The organism is Kitasatospora sp. NPDC101235, assembly GCF_044767505.1.
Lineage (GTDB): Bacteria > Actinomycetota > Actinomycetes > Streptomycetales > Streptomycetaceae > Kitasatospora.
Window position 1 is genome coordinate 199,142 of the sequence record NZ_JBIWNZ010000010.1, and the last position, 21,751, is coordinate 220,892.

The following is a 21,751-nucleotide window of genomic DNA, read 5'->3' on the forward strand; positions in this document are numbered from 1 at the left end:
CGGCAGCCAGGAGGGCGGACGGGATGACCACCGAGGACCAGCAGCAGCGCGGGGACGGGCCGACGGTCGGCGCGGCGATCCGCGGCACCGCCCGCGGAACGGCACCCGCTCCGCTCTCGATCCTCGACCTGGCCACCGTCGGCGTCGGCTACACGCCGGGCGAGGCCCTCGCCGCCACCACCGAGCTGGCCCGTCGGGCCGAGCAGTGGGGCTACCACCGCTTCTGGGTGGCCGAGCACCACGGCATGCCCGGGGTGGCCAGCTCCACCCCCGCCGTCCTGCTCGCCCACCTCGGGGCCAACACCACGACGCTGCGGCTCGGCTCCGGTGGCGTCATGCTCCCCAACCACGCCCCGCTGGCCGTCGTCGAGCAGTTCGGCCTGCTGGAGGCCCTGCACCCCGGGCGGATCGACCTCGGACTCGGCCGCGCCCCCGGCACCGACCCGGCCACCGCCCGGGCGCTGCGCCGCGGCCTCACCGAAGGCGCGGACGACTTCCCGCAGCAACTCTCCGAGCTGACCCACTTCCTCGACGGCGACTTCCCGGACGGCCACCCGTACGCCCGGTTGAGCGCCGTCCCCAAGGGCGAGGGCCGCCCGCCGGTCTGGCTGCTCGGCTCCTCCGGCTTCAGCGCCCAGCTGGCGGGCCGCCTCGGCCTCCCGTTCGCCTTCGCCCACCACTTCAGCAGCGCCAACACCATCCCGGCGCTGGACCTCTACCGGTCGTCGTTCCGCCCCTCCGCCGTGCTCGCCGAGCCGTACGCGCTGATCGGCGTGAGTGCGGTCGCCGCCGACGACGAGCCCTCGGCCCGGCGGCTCGCCCGCTCCGCGGCCCTCGGCATGCTCCGCCTGCGGCGCGGCAACCCCGGCCCGATCCCCACCCCGGAGGAGGCCGAGCAGTACCCGTACAGCCCGGTCGAGGCGGACTTCATCGACAGCTGGCTCGACAACGTCGTGCTCGGTGACCCGGGCCGGGTCGCCGACGGGCTGGAGGCCCTGCGCAAGCGGACCGGCGTGGACGAGCTGATGGTCACCTCGCACATCCACGGCCACGAGGCCCGCCTGCGCTCGTACGGCCTGATCGCCGAGGCGTACGGCCTCACGGCGACGGCCTGACGGCGACGGCCTGACCGGCCGTCGGGACTGACGGCCCACGGGCCTGCTCCGCTCCGCCCCGGCCCCGCGGCTACCGGCCGTCCAGGGCGGGGCGGCCCTCGCGGAGTATGGCCGCGACCAGTTCGGCCTCGCCGGGGCGGGCGAAGTACCAGCCCTGGGCGGTGTCGCAGCCGGTCAGGCGCAGCCGCTCGGCCTGGGCGGCGCTCTCGATGCCCTCGGCGGTGACGGTCAGGCCGAGGGTGTGGGCGAGCTGCACCATCGCGCCGACGATCTGCTCGTCCGCGTCGCTGCGGCGGGAGCCGAGCTCCGGGAGGCCGGGGCGGTCCGCCGGGGCGGGCTCGCGGAAGCCCTCGATGAAGGTGCCGTCCAGCTTGAGCACGTGCACCGGCAGCCGGGAGAGGTAGGCCAGGTTGGAGTAGCCGGTGCCGAAGTCGTCGATCGCGATCCGCACGCCCATGTCGGCGAGCGCCTGGAGGGCCTGGAGGGGGCGGCCGCCGGGGCCGAGCAGGGCGCTCTCGGTGATCTCCAGCTGGAGGAGCCGGGCCGGCAGGCCGGTGCGTTCGAGGGCCCGGGCGACGTCGGCGACGATGTCGGAGTCCCAGATCTGGCGGGCGGCCAGGTTGACGCTCACGAAGGTCTCGGTCTCGGGGAACTCGGTGAGCCACTGCCGGGCCTGGCGGCAGGACTCCTCCAGCACCCAGGTCCCGAGCGGCACGATCGCGCCGGTCTCCTCGGCGAGCGGGATGAAACGGTCCGGGGAGAGCGTCCCGTAGCCGGGGTGGCGCCAGCGGACCAGCGCCTCCGCGCCGTGCACGGCGCCGTCGGCCAGGCCGACCAGCGGCTGGTACTCGATGGTGAACTCACCGCGCTCCAGGGCGGGGCGCAGCGCGGTGGCGAGCAGCTGCCGGGTGAGCTGGTGGGCGCCGCGGTCCGGGTCGTAGAGGGTCCAGCGGGCGCGGCCGTCGGCCTTGGACCAGTAGAGCGTGGCGTCGGCGTCCTTGACCAGGTCGGTCGGGGTGGTCTCGTGCACGGACCGCTCGACCACGCCCACGCTGGCGGTGATCACCAGCCGGTGCCCGGCGACGTCGAAGGGACGTTCCAGCACCTCCAGGATCCGGGTGGCAAGCTCGGTCAGCTGCTCGCTGCCCAGGCTGTCGGTGACCAGGACGGCGAACTCGTCGCCGCCCATCCGGGCCACCAGGTGGGTGTCGCGGCCGTCGAACCCGCGCCGCAGCCGGGTGGCGACGGCGATCAGCAGCTGGTCGCCGATGTGGTGGCCGAGTGCCTCGTTGATCGCCGCGAAGCCGTCGAGGTCCAGGTAGCAGACCCCCACCCGGCGTTCGTCCGAGGACTCGACCGGGCCCGGCTGGTCGGTCGGCGCGAGGCAGGCGGCGTCGAGGCGTTCGAAGAAGTAGGCGCGGTTGGGCAGCCGGGTCAGCGGGTCGTGCAGGGCCTGGTACTCCAGCCGGTCACCGAGCCGGCGCTGCTCGGTGATGTCCTCCACCAGCGCGAGGGTGTAGAGCGGCTCCCCGGCACCGTCCCGGATCAGCGAGACGGTGACCTTGCTCCAGACCGTGTGGCCCTCGCGGTGCTTGAGCTGCTTCTCCACGCGGAACCGTTCCCGCTCCCCGCGGACGAGTTCGGAGAAGAGCCGGTCCGGCATGCCCTCCGGGTCGATGATCTCGTGCAGGTGAGTGCGGACCAGTTCGCCGACGCTCCGTCCGATCAGGGCGGCGAAGGCGGGGTTGACCTCGATGATCCGGTCCTCGGCATCGATCAGGGCCATGCCGATGACGGCGTCGCAGAAGGCGGCCCGGAACCGGGACTCGCTGGCCCGCAGCGCGGCCAGCAGCCGGTCGGTGCCGACGCCCTCCAGGCCGGTGCCGCCGTCCGCCGGGCCGTTGCCGATGAGTCCCCGGCCCCGGTGGGCGTCGCCGGTGAGCGGGGCCGAGCAGGTGGGGCAGAGCAGCAGCTCGGGCTCCGCCAGCGTCCCGCAGGCGCTGAGGGCGGTGGCGGCTCCAGGGGCCGGTCCGGCGACCGGTCCGCCGACGGGCCCGCCCGCGGATCCGGAGGCCGGGTCCAGGACCGGCGAGGCGAGGTGGCGGTGGCGCGGTGATTCCTCGTGCCGCACGCCCGGGTGGTGTGCGTCGGCCCCCTCGTTCTGGCCCGGCACGGCATGCTCCCGTCCGCTGCTGACGCTTGACGATGGTTCGGCCGGCCAGTCGGGACCCGGCGGCCGGCTCCGCACTCTGTCGCGGTCCTCGGAGTCGGTCCGCTGCGGGGCCGCCCGTCGTGGGGCGCCGGTGCGCGGGGACCCGCCTGAAGGACAGGGCGCTGCGGCCGATCATAGGCCGCGACGGCAACGCGCGGTGACCGCCGCCAGAGTGATTCGCCCGCTTTGTGATCATGAATGGCGGTACGTGCAGACGCCCCCGGTGCACATCACATGATGTGCACCGGGGGCGCGTGCGCCGAAGCCGCGCCCCTGGGCGCCGGTCGCGCGCCGGAAGTGGAGCGGAGCGGGCCGGGAGCGGAGGGGCGGAAGGAGCCGGAGGGAGCCGGAAGGGGCGGCGGAGAAAGGAGGAGGAGGAGGGCAGCTCAGGCCAGCTTGGCGGTGAGCGTGATGGTGGTGCCGGCCAGGGCCTTGCTGACCGGACAGTTGGCCTTGGCCTCCTCGGCGGCCTTGACGAAGCCGGCCTCGTCCAGACCCGGCACGTCGCCGGTGACGGTCAGGTGGATGCCGGTGATGCCTTCGCCCGGCTGGAAGGTGACGTCGGCCTGGGTCTCCAGGGTGGCGGGCGGGGTGCCGGCCCCGGTGAGGCCGTGGGAGAGCGCCATCGAGAAGCACGCCGAGTGGGCGCCGGCGATGAGCTCCTCCGGGCTGGTCTTGCCGTTGGCCTGCTCGGCGCGGGAGGGCCAGGACACCGGGAACGTGCCGATCCCGGACGTTTCGAAGGTCACCTGGCCCTGGCCGGCGACGAGGTTGCCCTTCCAGGCCGTACGGGCGGTGCGGGTGGTTGCCACGATCGGTACCTCCATCACTGGGGACTGCTGCATTGCCTGCTGCGCTGCCGAGGGAGTGTTCGAGCGGTCACTTTCGGTCATGCACACCCCAGCCTACGGGCAGAGCCCTACCCGGTCCGGTGTGCGCCGCGGCGGTCGGGTGCGTCGCGCCGCGCTGGTCCGGCGCGTCACGCCGCGGTGGTCGGGCGGGGCGCGGCGTTCGGCGGCGGTTCCGTGCTGCTGTCCGGATCGTGGACGGTTCAGTCCGACGGTGCGGGGCCGGAGTGGGGCCCTGTTAGATTTGCCCGGGCCCGAGCCCGGCCGCCGTACGGTCGGGCGCCCACTCCAGACACCGGGAGCCGCCCCGATGACGGACCACTCCACGACCCCCGACGCCAGTCTGCCCGAGGGGATCGACGACGCCGTACGGGCCGAGCTGACCAGCCTGCGCGAGAGCATCGACAACATCGACGCCGCGGTGGTCCACATGCTGGCCGAGCGCTTCAAGGCGACCCAGCGGGTCGGCCGGCTCAAGGCCGAGCACAAGCTGCCGCCGGCCGACCCGGCGCGCGAGCGGGCCCAGATCAAGCGGCTGCGGGAGCTGGCGGCGGGGGCGAAGCTGGACCCGGTCTTCGCGGAGAAGTTCCTGAACTTCATCATCGCCGAGGTCATCCGCCACCACGAGGCCATCGCCCGCGCCTGAAACCCGGGCCCGGAGCCGCGCGCCTGAACCCCGAAACCCGAGGGCCACGCGCCTGAACCCCGGGCCCGAGGGCCGCGCCCGAAGGCGGAGCGACTCCGGGGTCGGTCCCCGGGCGCTCCCCGGACGGGCCCCGAGCGGCCCCCCGGGGCACCCGGTGATGTCGGCGGAGGCTAAATGACCGATTTCGCCAGGCTCCACGGTTGGCGTAGCGTGCAGGTTTCCCCCAGCCGGAGAGGTGGAGCAGCGACGATGGCGGTGAACCTGCCCGAAACGCCCAGCGGAGCCCCCAGCGATTCCGCGTCGAACGCCCATGGGGTGTCGGGCGGCCGCGCCGAGGCCCGCCGCCGGGCGCGCGGTTCGCGCGGCCGCAAGGCGGGCCGCCCGAGCCGGCATCCCAGGCCGTGGTGGATCGAGCTGCCGGTGATGGCGGCGGTCGGCCTGGTGGTCGCGCTGCTGATCAAGACCTGTCTGTTCCAGGTGTTCACCATCCCGTCCGGCTCGATGGAGAACACCCTGCGGATCGGCGACCGGGTCGGGGTGAACAAGCTGGCGCCGCTGACCGGCTGGGAGCCGGAGCCGGGGCAGCCGGTGGTGTTCAAGGACCCGGGGAGCTGGCTGCCGCCGCAGCCCACCGACCCGAACCCGTTCACCAACGCCGTGAGCTCGGCGCTCAGCTTCGTCGGTCTGGTGCCGCCGAAGGACGACAACTACCTGGTCAAGCGGGTCATCGCGACCGGTGGCCAGACCGTGCAGTGCGAGGGCACCACACTGACCGTCGACGGGCGGAAGGTCGACGAGCCGTACCTGCACCCCGGGGACGACTCCTGTGCCGGGCTGGACTTCGGGCCGGTGAAGGTGCCCTCGGGCTACGTCTGGGTCGAGGGCGACCACCGCAGCGACTCGGCGGACTCCCGCTACCACCAGCACGGCCCGGGTGGCGGTGCCGTGCCGGTGGACAACGTGGTCGGCCCGGTGTCGGCCGTCGTGTGGCCGCTCAATCACCTCGACTGGTTCGGCTGGACCGGCCGCTGACCCCACGCTCGGCGGTCATCGGGCCGGGAGCCCCGGCTTCGGCAGCTCCCGGCCCGACGGTTCCAGGTTCGGCGGTTCCAGGTTCGGCAGTTCCAGGTTCGGCAGTTCCACGGCCGCCGGTCGGTGAACCCGCGCCTGCCTGCGCGGGCTTGCTCGCCTGCGCCGCGAAGGCGCCGGTCAGCACCAGCAGGCCGCCCGCGATCTGCGGCAGCCCGAGGTGCTCGCCGAGCAGCACCCAGGCCGCCACGGCGGCGACCACCGCCTCCAGGTTGGCGACCACCCCGGCGATCGGCGGCGAGAGGTGGCCGACCGCGATCACGCCGGTCAGATAGGCGAGCACGGTGGCGATCAGGACCATCCACGCGGCCGGGAGGAACGCGGGCAGGGTGTGCCCGTTCATCGCCACCGACCCGCCGAGCAGGCTCCAGTCGGCCCGCCACGGGCGGGTGAGGGCGGTGAGCAGCACGGCGCCGATGAGCAGTCCGAACGCGCTGACGGCGAGCGGGTCGACCGGGCGGTCGCCGCGCCGGCCGGCGTCGGCGAGCACGAAGTAGCCGACCTGGCAGCAGGCCGCGCCGAGGGCGAACAGCACGCCCAGCACGTCGAAGCTCAGACCGTTCCAGAACTCGACCACGCAGGCCAGCCCGGCCACCGCGACGCCGGCTCCGATGGCCGCGCCGCGGGTGATCGGCTTGCGCTGGACGAACTTGACGTAGCCGAGCAGCAGCGGCGGCCCGAGGTACTCGATGAGCAGGGCGACGCCGACCGGGATGCGGGAGATCGCCGCGAAGTAGCAGGCCTGGACGCCTGCCACGGCGATCAGGCCGAAACCGAGCAGCAGGCCGGGGCGGCGCAGTACGGCGTCCCGGTGCCGGTAAGCGACCGGGAGGAGCGCCACCGCCGCCCCGGTGACCCGGAGCCACACCACGTGCAGGGGGGAGAGCCCGGCCTCTATCAGCGGCTTGGCCGCGGTGCCGGAGCCGCCGAAGGCGAATGCGGAGACCAGCGCGAGGCCGAGGCCGAGGGTTCTGCCCGAAGGGAGGGTGGGCGAGGCCGTTGATCTGTACACCGCCGCATTGTGACAGCCGTGCCGATGACCGGGTAAGGCGCCATTCCGTCGTTTGGTCCTGCCCTCAACTGTGCGGAGTGGCGCACTCACCCGATCCCGGACGGTGTCCCGGGTGCCCCCGCCGGCCCCGGACCGCCGACCCCGGACCGCCGGCCCCGGGCCGTCAGCCCCTGGAGCCGGACGAGGCACCCGCCCCCGTTAGCGTGTCCGGCCCGCCCGCGGGCGGGGCGGTCGGCTGCGTGGTCGGGGCCGTGGTCGGCTGCGTGGTCGGCGTCGGCCGCGAGGTGGGCCGGGGCGGCCGGGTGGGCTGGGTGCTGGGCTGGGTGGTCGGCGGAGCCGTCGGAGCGGTGGTCGTGCCGCCGTCGGTGCCGCCCGGCGGGATCGAACCCGAGCCGTCGCCCGGCGCCGTGGTGGGGCCGGTGCTCGGCGCGCCGGTGGGGGCGCCCGTCGACGGGGTGCTGCTCGGCGTGCTCGGGGTGGTCGGCAGGTCGGCGGCACCCGAGAAGTCGCCGTCGGCCGGGGTCGGGAAGTCGCCGACCGGCTGGCCCTTGAGCGCGGCCTTCATGTAGCTGGTCCAGATCTGGGCCGGGTACTGGCCGCCCGCCGCGCCGTCGATGCCGCCGACGCCGCTCAGGCTGACCTGGGAGCCGTTGCCCGGGTCCTGGCCGAACAGGGCGACCGAGGTGACCAGCTCGGGGGTGTAGCCCACGAACCAGACGGACTTCTGGTCGTCGGTGGTGCCGGTCTTGCCCGCTGCCGGGCGGCCGAGCGCCTTCGCCCGCCAGCCGGTGCCGCCCGGGTCGTTCACCACGCCCTGGAGCATCGAGGTGACCTGGTTGGCGGTGTCCGCGCTGATCGCCTGGGTGGTCTTGTGCGCGGGCAGCGTCACGGCGTCGCCCTCGCGGTCCACCGACTGCACCAGCCACGGGGTGATCTGCTTGCCGCCGTTGTCCAGCGTGGCGTACACGCCGGCCATGTCGAGCACGCTCGGGGTGGCCGCGCCCAGCGGGATGGAGGGCACCGCGTCGAGCCCCGGGGTGTTGCCGGGCAGGCCCAGCGCGATGCCGGTGTCCTTGACCTTCTGCAGCCCGGTGTCCTGCGCGAGCTGCGCGAACGCGGAGTTGACCGACCAGTCGGTGGCCTGCTGCAGAGTGATCTGGCCGTAGCTCTTGTCGCCCTCGTTCGGCGGCGCGTACGGGGTGCCCTTGCCGCCGCGGACCTTCCGGCCGCTGGTGCCGTCGTAGACCGTGCGCGGGGTGATGGTGCGGCCGTCCTGGGTCTTGGCGTCGTTCTCGAGGGCGGCGGCCAGCGCGATCGCCTTGAAGGTCGAGCCGGCCTGGTAGTCGCGCCGGGTGGCGTTGTCGACGTAGTGCTTCACGTAGTCGGCGCCGCCGTACAGCGCGACGACCGCCCCGGTCTTCGGGTCCACGGAGGCGGCGCCGGCCTGGGCGGCCGCGTCCGCCTTCCGCTTGTCCGGGTTCAGGGTGTCGCGCAGCTGGGCCTGGACGGAGTCCTGGAGGGCCTGCTGGCGGGCCGGATCGATGCTCAGCTTGATCGTGTAGCCGCCCTTGGCCAGCTCGGTCTCGCTGATCACCCCGCTGGAGGTGAGGTACTGGGTGGCCGCGTCGACCAGGTAGCCCGCCTGGCCGGACAGGCCCGGGTTGGGCTGGGGGTCCCGGACGTCCGGGAAGGTGGTCCTGGCCCGCTCGTCCGCGGAGAGCCAGCCCTCCTTGACCATGCCGTCGAGCACGTAGTTCCAGCGGTTGACGGCGTTCTGCTTGCCCGTCGCGGTCGCGGTGGCGACGTCGTAGGCGCTCGGCGCGTTCAGCAGAGTGGCCAGGTAGGCGCCCTGGGCGGGGTTCAGGGCGGACGCGTCGATGCCGAAGTACGCCTGGGAGGCGGCCTGGATGCCGTAGGCGCCACGGCCGTAGTAGGACGTGTTCAGGTAGCCGGAGAGGACCTCGTCCTTGCTCTCGGTGGCGTCCACCTTGATGGCGATGAACAGTTCCTTCACCTTGCGGGTGATCGACTGCTTCTGGCTCAGGTACGTGTTCTTCACGTACTGCTGGGTGATGGTGGAGCCACCCTGGGTGCCCTCGCCCTTGGCGGTGTTGACCGCGGCCCGGACCAGGCCCTGGACGTTGACCGCGCCCTCGTTGTAGAAGTTCCGGTCCTCGGCGGCCAGTGCGGCGTGCTGGGCGGCGGGGGAGACCTTGTCCAGGGAGACGTTCTGCCGGTTGGTCTGGCCGGTGCGGGTGAGCACCGAACCGTCCGAGTAGAGCCAGGTGTTGCTCTGGGCGGTCGCGGCGGCGTGCGCGTCCGGCACCTTCACCAGGGCGACCCCCAGCGCGAACAGGCCGATGCCGAGCAGCAGTGCCGAGCCGAAGCCGAGCAGGGTCATCCGCCAGGTGGGTATCAGTCGGCGCCAGCCGGTGCGCCTGGGACGGCGCGGCTTCCTGCCGCCGGAGCCGTCGAACCCGCCGACCGGGCCGGCGGAGCGCTTGAACCGCTTGACCGGGCGGAGGCTGATCGACGGCGTGCGACGGCCGCTCTGGGCGTTTCTGGACAAAGCGCGGCCTTTCCTGCGGGCGCGTCGAAGCAGCCTGCACGGACGGGGACATCGGCGGTTGGGGACCTTTGTCCCGATTCCGGTTCTACTGCCCTGGACGAGCAGAACGGGCCGGATGGCTCCGGCGGATCGCCAATCGAGACCGACATCACACGCAAAACGGACGTCGGAGGCCAAAAAATCGGGGAGCCTCTCGCTGCTGCGAGAGGCTCCCCAACTGTCTGTGCGCCGCCAGGGACTCGAACCCCGGACCCGCTGATTAAGAGTCAGCTGCTCTAACCAACTGAGCTAGCGGCGCCTGCTGACCTGGAAAACAATACACGGTTCCGAGGCGTGCCTCGAACCATCCCGGACGCCGCCGCCCGATCCGTCCCTTTCCTTCCTGTTGGGCCGGAGTTCGCCGCTGGTTAGGGTGGAGCGGTGCCCAGCCTCCAGCCAGGACACCCCCGAGCACGATCCGGCAGGCCGGGAAGCGGCCCGGTCTGCCTGCTCTCCGGCGGCCTCGGCAGCAGCTGGTTCGACTGGGACCTGGTCGTCCCCTTCCTCACGCCCTACCGCACCGTGGTCCGCTTCGACCGGCCCGGTTACGGACTGAGCGCTGCCGAGCCCGCCGCCGGGCGGCCCTCGCCGACCGCGGTCGGCGAGGCCGGGCGCATACGGGCGGTGCTGGACGGCCTCGGGCTGCGCGAGCCCTGCACCGTGGTCGGCCACTCGCTCGCGGGTTTCCACGTCGAGGCCTTCGCCCGGCTGCACCCCGAGCGGACCGCCGGGCTGGTGCTGGTGGACGGCAGCGTGGAGGCGGCGGCCCGCCCGTACCCGGCGCCCGGTGCGCGCGACCTGGCGGCCCGGGCGGTGGCCGGCGTCGCCACCGCCCTCGCCGTGCCCTACCTGCTCGGCCCGACCGTCCGCCGGGCCACGGCCCGGATGTCCACCGTCCGCCGCGAGGACCTCGCCCCGGCGCCGCTGGTCCGGCACTGCTACCGCACCGGGCGGGCCCTGCGCGCGCTGCTGCGGGAGAACGGCCGCTACCTCGACACGGCCGCGGAGCTGGACGAGCTGCGGCGCAGCCGGCCGCTGGCCGAGGACCTGCCGGTCACCGTGCTGGCCGCCGACGACGGCTGCCGGACCCGCCGCACCGAGGACTGGCTGGCCCGGCAGCGGGAGCTGGCGGCGCTGCTCGGGGCGGACTTCCGCAGCACCGCCCCGGCCGGGCACCTGGTGATGTCCGACCGTCCGGACGCGGTGGCTTCGGCCGTGCTCGACACCCACTGAGCCGCCACTGAGCCGCCACTGAGGCGCCACTGAGGCACGGCTGAGGCACGGCTGAGGCGCCGCAGTTGTGCCCCGGACGCCCGCAGCGCCCGCCCCCGGGCTCAGTTGCTGAAGCTGACCCGCCAGACCGCCTGCGGGATGGGCAGCTCCCACGCCGCTTTCCGCACGGCGCGCCTGACCGGGGCGCCGGGCCGACCGGGGTAGAGGCGGCGCTCCAGGCCGGCGACGCCGATCAGACCGGCCAGCTGCCGGTCCCGCTCGGCCGTCGGCCGGCCGTCCCCGCCCCGGGGATCCAGCAGGGTGGCCGCCACCCGCGCGGCGACCTGCTGCCCGAGCTCGGGCCGGGTCAGCAGGTGGCTGCGCCAGGGCAGTCCGAGGAAGCGTTTCTCCTCCACCGTGTAGCACCCCTGCTCGACCAGGCGGTCGAGGTGGAACCGGTACCCGGGCGGGTCCGGTACGCGGGTGATCGCCCGGTCGAGCAGGGGCCGGAACCGGCTCTTGCCCTTGGCCTCCAGTCGGGCCAGCACCCCGGCCTCGACCTCGTCCCGCGCGCCGAAGGGCTGGTAGCCGGTGATGTGGTGCTTGTCGACGGTGATCGTGCCGGCCAGCAGCAGTTCGGCGAGGACGGCGCCGGCGACCACGTGGTGGAACTCGCTGACCGGGGCCCGGAAGCGCCCGGACTCCGGGTGGGCGCACAGCAGTATCAGTTCCTCGGGGAGAGGACGGGTGTCGGAAGGGGTCGTCACGGGGATCAGCATTCCCCATCCGGAAAACGCCTCAGGCCGCCCACCGGAGTGGACGGCCTGAGAACCTGCCATGTGCGCCGCCAGGGACTCGAACCCCGGACCCGCTGATTAAGAGTCAGCTGCTCTAACCAACTGAGCTAGCGGCGCTTGCTGACGTCGAAGACTCTACACGGCGCCGACCGGATCCACCGAATCGTGTTCGAATGATCACCTTGCGCGACCGTCTCCGGTCGTCGGCTCCGGGTGGTGGCAGGCCGCCTGGTGGTCCGCCCCCTGCGCGCCGCCGACCAGGGCCGGCCGTTCCTGCTCGCAGCGGGCCTGGTCCGCCGGGGCCGTGAGCCCGGCGTAGCGCGGGCAACGGGTGCGGAAGACGCAGCCGGTGCGGCGCTCGGTGGGCGGGGGAGGGTCGCCGGCCAGCAGGACGCGGTCGCGGGCGCGCTCGGCGGCGGGGTCGGGGAGCGGGACGGCGGAGAGCAGGGCACGGGTGTACGGGTGGCGGGGGCGGTCGAAGACGGCGGAGACCTCGCCCTGCTCGACCGTCCGGCCGAGGTACATCACGCTGACCCGGTCGGCGAGGTGCCGGATCACCGAGAGGTCGTGCGAGACGAACAGGTAGGACAGGCCCAGCTCGGCCTTGAGCGTCTGGAGCAGGTTGAGCACCCCGGCTTGGATGGAGACGTCCAGCGCGGAGACCGGTTCGTCCAGCACCAGCAGCCTGGGCCGGACGGCGAGCGCCCGGGCGATCGAGACGCGCTGGCGCTGGCCGCCGGAGAACTGGTGCGGGTAGCGGTCGGCGTGCTCCGGGTCGAGCCCGACCTGGCGCAGCAGCTCGGGCACCCGGCGGGCGGTCTCCTCGCGCGGGGTGCGCTGGGCGAGCAGCGGTTCGGCGACGATGTCACCGACCGGCATGCGGGGGTCGAGGCTGGCCATCGGGTCCTGGAAGACGATCTGCACCTGGGCGCGGAGGCGGTGGGCCTCGGCCCGGGTGAGCGTCGCGGTGTCCCGGCCGAGCAGTTCGATCCGGCCGGTCTCCGGGGCGCCGAGCCGCAGCAGTTCGAACAGCGTGGTGGACTTGCCGGAGCCGGACTCCCCGACCAGGCCGAGGGTCTCGCCCTCCCGCAGGTCCAGGTCGACGCCGTCCACCGCGTAGACCTCGCCGACCTTGCGCTTGAACACCGTGCCCTTGAGGAGCGGGAAGGTCTTTCCGAGGCCGCTCACCGACAGCACCGGTGTCAGGGCGGCGCGGTCGCCGGGGCCGACGGCGGCGGGCAGCTCCGGGACGGGGTAGACCTCGGCCGGCGCGGGCCGCCGCTCGGCGAGTTCCGCCGACCGTACGCACGCCGACAGGTGGCCGTCCGCCCCCTCCAGGGCGGGCTCGGCCGCGGAGCAGCGTTCCTCCGCCAGCGGGCAGCGCGGCGCGAAGGGGCAGCCCGCCGGCAGTTCGGTCATCGGCGCCGGGGTGCCGGGGATCGGCACGAGCGGACCGCCGCGCCCGTCCAGCCGGGGCAGCGCGCCGATCAGGCCGAGCGAGTAGGGGTGGCGCGGGGCCGCGAACAGCTCGTCCACCCCGGCCGTCTCGACCACCCGTCCCGCGTACATCACCGCGACCCGGTCGGCCGTTCCGGCGATCACCCCGAGGTCGTGGCTGACCAGGACGAGGGCCGCGCCGGTCTCCCGCTTGGCGGTGCGCAGCACGTCCAGCACCTGGGCCTGGATGGTGACGTCGAGCGCGGTGGTGGGCTCGTCGGCGAGCAGGATGTCGGGCTCGTTGGCGACCGCCATGGCGATCATCGCGCGCTGGCGCATGCCGCCGGAGAACTCGTGCGGGAAGCTGTCCAGGGCCCGGTCGGGCGCCGGGATGCCGACCAGGTCGAGGAGTTCGGCGGCCCGGCGCCGCGCGGCGGCCTTGTCCACCCGCTGGTGGATGCGGACCGCCTCGGCGATCTGGTCGCCGATCCGGTAGACCGGGGTGAAGGCGGAGAGCGGGTCCTGGAAGACCATGGCGATCCGGCGGCCGCGGATCGCGGCGAGCTCCCGGCCCGGCAGCCCGACCAGTTCCCGTCCCTCCAGCCGCACCGAGCCGCTGACGCTCGCCGTGCCGGGCAGCAGCCCGAGCACGGACAGTGCGGTGACGGACTTCCCGGAGCCGGATTCGCCGACGATGCCGAGGGTCTCGCCGCGCCGCAGGGTGAGGTCCACTCCGCGGACGGCCGGGACCGGGCCCTCGGGCCCGGCGAAGTCCACGCGCAGGTCCCGGACGGTGAGCAGCGGGGTTTCGACGGTGGTGGTCACGGGCGCTTCCTACGGGTACGACGGGCAGCCGGGGAACGACGGGCAGACCGGAAACGACTGGCAGGCCGGGAACGGCGGGGCATGGCCCCGGAGGTGGGGTCGAGGGCGTCGCGCAGCCCGTCCCCGATCAGGTTGACGGCGAGGACGAACAGCACCAGCAGCGCGGCGGCGAAGTAGAACAGCCAGGGGAACACCGGGGCCTCGCTGGTCCCGGCGGCGAGCAGGGTGCCGAGCGAGACGTCCGGCGCCTTGACCCCGAAGCCGAAGTAGGACAGCGCGGTCTCGCTCATCACGGCGCCGCCGACCGCGATGGTGGCGTCGATGATGAGGAAGGAGGCGACGTTCGGCAGGATGTGCCGGCTGATGATCCGCAGCGGCCGAACCCCCATGAACCGTGCGGCGCGGACGAATTCGCGTTCGCGCAGGGAGATCGTCATCGAGCGGACCACCCGGGCGGTGATCATCCAGTTGAACAGCGCGAGCAGCAGGACGAAGGCGATCCAGCCGGCGCTCTTCAGCCGGGACGAGACGATGGTGATGATCAGGAAGCTGGGGAAGACCAGCAGCAGGTCCACCAGGAACATCAGCGACCGGTCGGCCCAGCCGCCGAAGTAGCCGGCGCAGGCGCCGACCAGCGAGGCCAGCACGGTGGAGAACAGCGCCACCAGCAGGCCGATGACCAGCGACTTCTGCAGCCCGCGGACGGTCTGCGCGAACACGTCCTGGCCGACCCCGTTGGTGCCGAACCAATGCTCGGCGGAGGGGGGTTGGTGCAGCGCGGAGAAGTCGGGGGCGGCGTAGTCCCAGGGCGTGAGGTGCGGGCCGCCGAAGGCGAGCGCGAACAGCAGCACGACGATGACGGCCCCGGTGACGGCGCCGCGGGCGGCGAGCAGCCGGGTGAGGACGAGCCGTCCCCGGCCGGTGGCCCGGGGGACGGTGGCCGCGGCGGAGGGCTCGGCGACGGTGGTGGTCATCTCGGGTCTCCTCCGGTCAGGACCGCACGCGCGGGTCGAGGGCGGCGTGCAGGGTGTCGGCGAGGAAGCCGGAGGCGAGGACGACGACGGCGGTGAACAGATTGACGGCTACCACGGAGTTGACGTCCTGTTCGTTGATCGACTGGATCAGCCACTCGCCCATGCCGTGCCAGCCGAAGATCGTCTCGGTGAAGATCGCGCCGGTGAAGATGCCCAGGAAGCTGTAGGCGAACATGGTCGACATCGGGATCACGGCGGTGCGCAGCCCGTGTCGGAGCAGCGCCTGCCAGCGGGTGAGCCCCTTGGCCTCGGCGGTGCGCAGGTAGTCGGAGCCGAGTACGTCGAGCATGGTGCCGCGCTGGTAACGGCTGTAGGTGGCGAGGCCGCCGAGCGCCAGCGAGATGGTGGGCAGCAGCAGGTGCAGCGCCCAGTCGGCGAGATGGGTGCCGAGGCCGCCGGTGAGCCCGGGGGTCTCGTATCCGGTGAACGGGACGACGTCGTGGCCGGCCGCGTCCTTGGCGGCGATGGCGCCGTTCTTGAGGAGCAGCGCTACCAGGAAGACCGGGGTGGAGAGCAGCACGAAGGACAGCACGGTGAGCAGCCGGTCGGAGATCCGGTACTGGCGCACGGCGCTCCAGGCCCCGGCGGCGACGCCGAGGACGATGCCGAGCAGGCTGCCGATCAGCAGCAGTCGCAGCGAGACCCAGACCCGGCGGCCGAAGTCGTCGGTGACCGGGGTGTCGTGGATGGTCCGGCCGAGGTCGCCGTGGAGCAGCCCGTCGGCCCAGTGGCCGAAGCGCTCGACGACCGGGGTGCGGTCGTTCAAGTTGAGTGCGGTGAGCTGGCGTTCGACCGATTCGGCGGCCGGGCGGGGGACCTTGGCGTCGAAGTAGGTGCGTGGTTGCAGGGCGGTCGCGGATATCGCGTACGCCAGGAACACGGCGGCGATCAGCAGCACCGCGTAGTAGCTCAGTCGCTTCGCCAGGTAACGGAGCATCAACGGCTGCCCGGGGTGGCGGGGGCGGGGCCGACGCGTCTGGTGGGCATCGGGTGGCGGCTTTCGGTTCGGGGCCCGGTCGGGGCGGGGAGATCAAGGGAATCGGGGAAGGCGCAGGTCAGAGTGTTGCAGCGGCGCACGGCCGGCGTGTTGCAACTGCGTTGCCGCGTGTGGCTTTTGGATCAGGTGTTCCCTCCTCCCCCTGGTGGCGGCCCGGATCCGCTGTTACGTTCTGCTCGCCCGGCGCCGAATTGGCTGCCCACGTTCAAGCCCCGCCACACCTCGCGCGGCACAACTCGCGCGGCACGACTCCCGCACGGCACGACGCGCACGGCACGACTCCCGCACCGAAGACCTCACCAGGGGGACCCTCATGGACGCTTCCACCACGGCCCGTCGCCTCGGCCGGGCGACCGCCCTTGCCGTCGCCGTCGCGCTGGCGGCCACCGCGTGCACCTCGGGCGGGGGAGGCTCGGCCGACAACGCGGCCAAGAGCGAGCCGCCGAGACAGGGCGCCAACGACCTCAACCCCAAGCCGCTGGACCAGGTCAGGGACGGCGGGGAGGTGCGCTTCCCGCTGTACCAGTGGATCACCCAGTGGAACCCGTTGCAGGTGGACGGCTACTACGGCTCCGCGGTCACGATCATGCGCAACCTGGAGCCCTCGCTCTTCAACACGGACGCCGCCGGCACCTTCCTGCCCAACCCCGACTACCTGGTGGAGGCCAAGGTCACCTCAACCTCGCCGCAGGTGGTCACCTACAAGCTCAACCCCAAGGCCAAGTGGTCGGACGGCAAGCCGCTGAGCTATCTGGACTTCAAGGCCGACTGGCAGACCGCCGGCGGCAAGGACCCGGCGTACAACGTCTCCGACCCGTCCGGCTACGAGCAGATTTCCGCTGTCGAGCAGGGCGTCGATTCGACCGAGGTGAAGGTCACCTTCGCCGAGCCGTACGCCGACTGGCAGAACCTGTTCCGCCCGCTGATCCCGGCGGCCGGCATCTCCACCCCGGACGACTTCAACAAGGGCTGGGTGGAGAAGATCCCGATCACCGCGGGCGCGTTCAAGGTCGGCACGGTGGACAAGACCGCGCAGACCCTGACCCTCGTCCCGGACCCGGCCTGGTGGGGCACCAGGGCCAAGGCCGACAAGCTCACCTTCCGGGTGATGTCCCAGTCGGCGACGACCCAGGCCTACCTCAACAACGAGATCGACTACGCCGCGGCCGGCACCGCCACCGCCTACGGGCAGCTCAAGAACGCCAAGGACACCGCGATCCGCAGCGCCAGCCCCTGGGACGAGGTGCACATCTCCTTCGGCGGCACCGGCGCGCTGGCGGACCAGCGGGTCCGGCAGGCGCTCGGCAAGGCGCTGGACCGCTCCGCGCTGATCAAGATCGCCAACAACGGGGTGCCGGTGGAGTTCAAGCCGCTCGGCAACCACATCTTCATGCCCAACCAGACCGGCTACCAGGACACCTCCGGCGACTGGGCCAAGTTCGACCTGGCCGCCGCCAAGAAGCTGCTGGACGAGGCGGGTTGGAAGGAGGCGGGCAGCGGTCAGCCGCGCACCAAGGACGGCGGCGCGCTGGAGCTGCACTGGGTGCTCAACGACTCCACCCCGCAGGCGCAGATCGACCTGGCCACCGCGGCGGCGGCGATGTGGCAGGCGGCCGGCGTCAAGGTCAGCCTGGACAAGGTGCCCGCCAACGACTTCTTCACCAAGTACGTGAACCCGGGCAAGTTCGAGATCGCGAGCTGGCGCAACACCGACTCCTTCCCGCTGTCCAAGAGCCTGACCAACTTCCGGCTGCCGGTGGGCGACAACAGCTTCAGCAACCCCTCGCGCCTGGGCAGCCAGGAGATCGACGACTTGCTGAAGAAGGCGGCTGGGACGGTCGACCCGGCGGAGGCCGCGAAGCTCTACAACCAAGCGGACGCGAAGATCTGGGAGCTCGGCCACACCGTCGAGCTCTACCAGCGGCCGGAGGTCGTGGCGACCCGCAAGGGCCTGGCCAACTACGGGGCCTTCGGCCTCGCCGGGGAGGACTACAGCAAGGTCGGCTGGGAGAAGTAGCCGCCGCGGCCGTGGCGAGGCGGGCCGCACGGGAGGCGCTGGCGAGCAGCGCGGTGATCACGAGGCCGGTGGTGCGGACACGGGAACATCGGCTCTGCCGCCCCCGTTGTCCCGCCACCAGCCTTGACCTTCCGCGTTGCCCGCAGACCGCCCGTGTCGTGGGGCCCGGCAAGGCCCGCGCTCTTCCAGCCGGGGAAGAATCTAGCGGCGCTCCGGCTGGCCGCGACGCAGCGCGCGGGGCGCGCCCGGAATCCCGCCGGGCTGTCACCCGGTTCGCGCACCGGAGCGTCAACTGCGGCTGACGGTAAGGAAAAAAGGGATATAAGGGGCCTTCGTGTCGAGGTGTGCAGCGTCCCGGAACGTGCCGGTGCGTGCACACTGTCGTGCCGGTGGCGCACACGTACCGCGCCGGTGCGTGTGCCGGGCCCGGGCCACTGTCAGGATGCGCGGGACGATCCACCTCCCGACCCCGGAGCAGCTCCGATGTCCACTGACCACGCCGCCACGGCACCCCGCAGACACCCCGTCGACCCGCCGCCGGTGCGCCGGATGGTCCCGCGCGACCGGAACGAGCCGCACCGGGTCGCGACCCCGCTGGAGCTCTTCTTCGACCTCTGCTTCGTGGTCGCGGTCGGCCAGGCCGGGCGGGAACTGGCCCACTCCCTGGCGGCCGGGCACTACGGGGAAGGCCTGCGCGGTTACGCACTGGCCTTCTTCGCGATCTGGTGGGCCTGGATGAACTTCACCTGGTTCGCCTCCGCGTACGACGTCGACGACGTGCCGTACCGGCTCACCACGCTGGTGCAGATCGCCGGGGTGCTGATCCTCGCCGCGGGGGTGCCGCGGCTGTTCGCCACCCAGGACCTGACGCTGGCGATCGCCGGCTACGTGGTGATGCGGCTGGCGATGGTCACCCAGTGGCTGCGCGCGGCCGCCAGCGAGCAGGGCGTGGCGCGCCGGGTCGCGCTGGGCTACGCGGCGGGGATCACGCTCTGCCAGGTCTGCTGGGTGGCGATGCTGTTCCTGCCGCAGGGCGCCCGGCCGTACGCCATCCCGATCGGGGTGCTGTGCGAGCTGGCCGTGCCGGTGGCCGCCGAGCTGCGGATGCGGACCTCCTGGCACCCGCACCACATCGCCGAACGGTACGGGCTGTTCACCCTGATCGTGCTCGGCGAGACGGTGGCGGCGGCGACCGTCGCGATGCAGTCGGCGGTGGACGAGCACGAGGAGCTGGGCCGTCTGGTGCCGGTGGCGGTCGGCGGGCTGCTGATCTGCTTCGCGGCCTGGTGGATCTACTTCGCCCGGCCGGTCCACGAGCATCTGCGGTCCAACCGGCAGGCGCTGGTCTGGGGCTACGGGCACTACCTGGTGTTCGGCTCGGCGGCCGCGATCGGCGCCGGGCTGGAGGTGGCGGTGGAGTCGGCGGTGCACCAGGCGCACATCTCCGAGACCGCCGCCACCGCGGCGGTCACCGTGCCCACCGCGCTCTACCTGGTCACGGTCTGGCTCCTGCACTCCCGGCACACCAAGCGGGGCGCGGTGGCCCAGGCGGTGGCGCCGGCCGGGGCCGCGCTGGTGCTGGCCTGTACCGCGCTCGGCGGCTCCGGGGTGCTCGCGGCGGGCCTGGTCTGCGCGCTGATGGTGGCGGTGGGCGTGCTGATCCACGGCCGGGAGAGCAGGCGGGCGGCAGGCGGGCGGGTGAACGCCCGCTAGCCGGCCCGCCCCAGCAGCACCGGCTCGTGCCGGGCCAGCCAGGCCAGGTAGGCCGGGTTGACCTTGGCCAGATCCAGGTAGGCGGCGCGCAGTTCGCCGTACAGCGCGTCCAGTGCGGGCGGGCTGAGCGCGCGCGGACGCCAGGTGAACAGCAGCCGGACGGCCAGCGGGTCCCCGTGCACCGGGCGGACCACCGTGCCGGGCCCGGGCAGCGAGGTCGGCTGGCAGGGGCGGACGGCCTCGCCGGAGGCGACCAGCTCGGCGGCGGTGGCGTTGTCCCGCACCTGCACCACCCGGGGGTTGAGCCCGGCCTCGCTGAACACCCGGCGCATCGCCGCGTACTCGTGGTCGGCGGTCGGGTCGACCATCCAGGTGTCCTCGGCGAGGTCGGCCAGGTGGACGACCGGTCGGGCGGCGGCCGGGTGCCCGGCGGCGAGCGCGACGAACTGCGGCTCCCGGGCCATCAGCACCCGCTGCTCGGCGTCCGGCGGCACCCGCAGCGGGAAGCCCTCGCTCTCGTACACGAAGGCCACGTCCAGCTGGTCGGCGGCGACCATCCGCAGCAGTGCGCTGGCCGAGATGTCCACGTGGATGGTGGTGTCGGTGTCCGGCAGCCGATCGTGCACCCGGCGCAGCCAGGCCGCGACCGCCCGGCTGCCGACGCTGCCGATCCGCAGCCGCCGCTGCCGGCCGGGCCCGGCGGCGTCCCTGGCCTCCTGGCGGGCGGCGGCCACCAGGGCGGCCATCTCGGTGATCACCGGCCGGGCCCGGGAGAGCACCGAGTGGCCGAGCGCGGTGGGCCGGCTGCCGGTCTGCTCGCGGGTGAACAGGGTGCCGCCGACGGCCCGTTCGATGCGGTGCAGCTGGGTGGTGAGGGAGGGCTGGGTCATGCCGAGCTGGAGCGCGGCCTTGCGGAGGCTGCCGCTGTCGGCGATCGCGCACAGCACCCGGAGGTGTCTCACGTCGAGCTCCACGTCCGGAGCATAGACGCCGTCACACCTCCTCGCCAAGGACATGACAGGCATTCAAGAGCATGCCGGAGGGCCGGCCGACGGATCGACCGGCGCGGCGCGCGGCGAACCCCGGCCGCCATGCGGCGGAGCTATCGCCGGTTGGCATCATCCGCGGCGGCCCCGGGCGGGTCGAAGCTCGGGGGACAGCAACCCGCCCAGGTCACCGCCGGGGCGGCCCCCACCGTGCGCCCTCCTCGGGTCCGGCCCCCACCGGCCCCGGGCGAGTCGGCGCACCCCGAAACCGGAGTCCCCACATGAAGCGATCCGTGCTGTCCGCCGCCCTGGGCCTGGCCCTCGCGGCCGGCCTCGCGACCCTGCCCGCCACCGCCGCCTCCGCAGCCCCGGCCACCCCCGCCGCCCAGGGCTACACCCCCTCGACGTACGCCGGTTCGGCCGCGGAGACCGCCGACAACCAGGCCTTCTTCCGGGCCGTGATGGCCTCGGCCAAGGCCCGGCAGGCCGCGAACCCGTGGCTGCTGACCGTGACCGTCACCTACGACACCGCGAACGCACCCTCCTTCACCGGCCAGATATCCCAGGCCGCGCAGATCTGGAACGGCTCGGAGCGCAACGTCCGGCTCCAGGAGACCAGCGGCAACGGCGACTTCTCGTACTACGAGGGCAGCGACAGCCGCGGCTCGTACGCCAGCACCGACGGGCACGGCCACGGCTACGTCTTCCTCGACTACCAGCAGAACCAGCAGTACAGCTCGCTCCGCGTGGTGGCGCACGAGACCGGGCACGTGCTCGGCCTGCCCGACGACTACTCCGGCCCGTGCAGCGAGCTGATGTCGGGCGGCGGCCCCGGCCCGTCCTGCACCAACCCGTACCCCGACGGCAACGAGCGCAGCCAGGTCGACTACCTCTGGTCGAACGGTCTCGTGGCGCGGAACTGACGTGTCCGGCAGGTGAGTTCGGCGCGGCGGGCCGCTCGGCCGGAATCGGGCGGCCCGCCGCTCCGGGTACTTCCCCGGACGGGAGCCTAGCCGCCGCCGGAACGGAATTCCAGGGGCACGATTGAGTCAAGGCGAGGAAAAGACAACTCAATTCGGCTCCACCGCCGGGGTATTGGGCGGGGTATTGAACGGTGTTATCGCGGGTTGGCATCATCCGCGCACGCACCGGGTTGCCCGAAGCTCTGGGGACACCACCCGTTGACCAGGTGTTCCTCGTGGC

General features: G+C 73.1%; 16 protein-coding genes and 2 tRNA genes. 7 read left to right on the forward strand and 11 right to left on the reverse strand.

Annotation, left to right across the window (positions count from 1 at the left end; translation table 11 throughout):
- Nucleotides 1-23: 23 nt before the first annotated feature.
- Complete coding sequence (locus tag ACIRRH_RS19160) at nucleotides 24-1,115, forward strand: LLM class flavin-dependent oxidoreductase (protein ID WP_403068395.1); 1,092 nt, start codon at nucleotides 24-26, stop codon at nucleotides 1,113-1,115.
- A 70-nt stretch (nucleotides 1,116-1,185) separates the two neighbouring features.
- On the opposite strand, the gene ACIRRH_RS19165 is transcribed toward ACIRRH_RS19160, so the two are convergent.
- Together ACIRRH_RS19165 and ACIRRH_RS19170 are read right to left on the reverse strand one after the other, a co-directional pair.
- Nucleotides 1,186-3,288, reverse strand: a complete 2,103-nt coding sequence (locus ACIRRH_RS19165; protein ID WP_403068398.1) for a putative bifunctional diguanylate cyclase/phosphodiesterase — start codon at nucleotides 3,286-3,288, stop codon at nucleotides 1,186-1,188.
- Between the two features lie 425 nt (nucleotides 3,289-3,713).
- Nucleotides 3,714-4,139: an OsmC family protein gene (locus ACIRRH_RS19170; protein WP_403068401.1), complete on the reverse strand. Its 426-nt coding sequence runs from the start codon at nucleotides 4,137-4,139 to the stop codon at nucleotides 3,714-3,716.
- Between the two features lie 346 nt (nucleotides 4,140-4,485).
- Between ACIRRH_RS19170 and ACIRRH_RS19175 the strand changes: the two genes are divergently transcribed.
- Nucleotides 4,486-4,821, forward strand: a complete 336-nt coding sequence (locus ACIRRH_RS19175) for a chorismate mutase (RefSeq protein WP_224279001.1) — start codon at nucleotides 4,486-4,488, stop codon at nucleotides 4,819-4,821.
- 249 nt (nucleotides 4,822-5,070) lie between these two features.
- Entirely contained in the window at nucleotides 5,071-5,853 is a 783-nt protein-coding gene (lepB, locus tag ACIRRH_RS19180; protein WP_403068404.1) for a signal peptidase I, read from the forward strand.
- Here lepB and ACIRRH_RS19185 read toward each other — a convergent pair.
- The 3 genes from ACIRRH_RS19185 to ACIRRH_RS19195 all read right to left on the reverse strand — a co-directional run bounded on the left by ACIRRH_RS19185 (nucleotide 5,816) and on the right by ACIRRH_RS19195 (nucleotide 9,789).
- On the reverse strand, nucleotides 5,816-6,922 hold the full coding sequence (locus ACIRRH_RS19185; RefSeq protein WP_403068407.1) for an EamA family transporter: 1,107 nt from the start codon (nucleotides 6,920-6,922) through the stop codon (nucleotides 5,816-5,818). The two genes, lepB and ACIRRH_RS19185, sit on opposite strands and share 38 nt — an antisense overlap.
- Nucleotides 6,923-7,085: 163 nt before the next feature.
- Complete coding sequence (locus ACIRRH_RS19190) at nucleotides 7,086-9,491, reverse strand: transglycosylase domain-containing protein (RefSeq protein ID WP_403068410.1); 2,406 nt, start codon at nucleotides 9,489-9,491, stop codon at nucleotides 7,086-7,088.
- A 224-nt stretch (nucleotides 9,492-9,715) separates the two neighbouring features.
- Nucleotides 9,716-9,789, reverse strand: a tRNA-Lys gene (locus ACIRRH_RS19195).
- A gap of 122 nt (nucleotides 9,790-9,911) precedes the next feature.
- Here ACIRRH_RS19195 and ACIRRH_RS19200 point away from each other — a divergent pair.
- Entirely contained in the window at nucleotides 9,912-10,763 is an 852-nt protein-coding gene (locus tag ACIRRH_RS19200; protein WP_403068413.1) for an alpha/beta fold hydrolase, read from the forward strand.
- A gap of 101 nt (nucleotides 10,764-10,864) precedes the next feature.
- Here the strand turns inward: ACIRRH_RS19200 and ACIRRH_RS19205 are convergent, their stop codons facing one another.
- From ACIRRH_RS19205 to ACIRRH_RS19225, 5 genes are all read right to left on the reverse strand, one after another.
- On the reverse strand, nucleotides 10,865-11,509 hold the full coding sequence (locus ACIRRH_RS19205) for a GPP34 family phosphoprotein (protein WP_403068415.1): 645 nt from the start codon (nucleotides 11,507-11,509) through the stop codon (nucleotides 10,865-10,867).
- Between the two features lie 73 nt (nucleotides 11,510-11,582).
- Nucleotides 11,583-11,656, reverse strand: a tRNA-Lys gene (locus ACIRRH_RS19210).
- 60 nt (nucleotides 11,657-11,716) lie between these two features.
- The gene (locus ACIRRH_RS19215; protein WP_403068418.1) at nucleotides 11,717-13,801 is read right to left on the reverse strand and encodes a dipeptide ABC transporter ATP-binding protein; all 2,085 of its coding nucleotides are present in this window, start codon (nucleotides 13,799-13,801) and stop codon (nucleotides 11,717-11,719) included.
- Complete coding sequence (locus ACIRRH_RS19220; RefSeq protein WP_403068421.1) at nucleotides 13,798-14,775, reverse strand: ABC transporter permease; 978 nt, start codon at nucleotides 14,773-14,775, stop codon at nucleotides 13,798-13,800. Before ACIRRH_RS19220 ends, ACIRRH_RS19215 begins: the two co-directional genes overlap by 4 nt.
- 16 nt (nucleotides 14,776-14,791) lie before the next feature.
- Nucleotides 14,792-15,772 (reverse strand): ABC transporter permease, encoded by a 981-nt coding sequence (locus ACIRRH_RS19225; protein ID WP_403068424.1) that lies wholly within the window; start codon nucleotides 15,770-15,772, stop codon nucleotides 14,792-14,794.
- A gap of 373 nt (nucleotides 15,773-16,145) precedes the next feature.
- On the opposite strand from ACIRRH_RS19225, the gene ACIRRH_RS19230 reads away from it, so the two are divergent.
- The gene (locus ACIRRH_RS19230; protein WP_403068427.1) at nucleotides 16,146-17,849 is read left to right on the forward strand and encodes an ABC transporter family substrate-binding protein; all 1,704 of its coding nucleotides are present in this window, start codon (nucleotides 16,146-16,148) and stop codon (nucleotides 17,847-17,849) included.
- Between the two features lie 483 nt (nucleotides 17,850-18,332).
- Nucleotides 18,333-19,562: a low temperature requirement protein A gene (locus ACIRRH_RS19235; protein ID WP_403068430.1), complete on the forward strand. Its 1,230-nt coding sequence runs from the start codon at nucleotides 18,333-18,335 to the stop codon at nucleotides 19,560-19,562.
- Here ACIRRH_RS19235 and ACIRRH_RS19240 read toward each other — a convergent pair.
- Complete coding sequence (locus ACIRRH_RS19240; RefSeq protein WP_403068433.1) at nucleotides 19,559-20,578, reverse strand: LysR family transcriptional regulator; 1,020 nt, start codon at nucleotides 20,576-20,578, stop codon at nucleotides 19,559-19,561. The two genes, ACIRRH_RS19235 and ACIRRH_RS19240, sit on opposite strands and share 4 nt — an antisense overlap.
- A 251-nt stretch (nucleotides 20,579-20,829) precedes the next feature.
- Between ACIRRH_RS19240 and snpA the strand changes: the two genes are divergently transcribed.
- A complete protein-coding gene (gene snpA, locus ACIRRH_RS19245) occupies nucleotides 20,830-21,471 on the forward strand; it encodes a snapalysin (protein ID WP_403068436.1) in 642 nt (213 codons plus the stop codon).
- The last annotated feature ends 280 nt before the right edge of the window (nucleotides 21,472-21,751 follow it).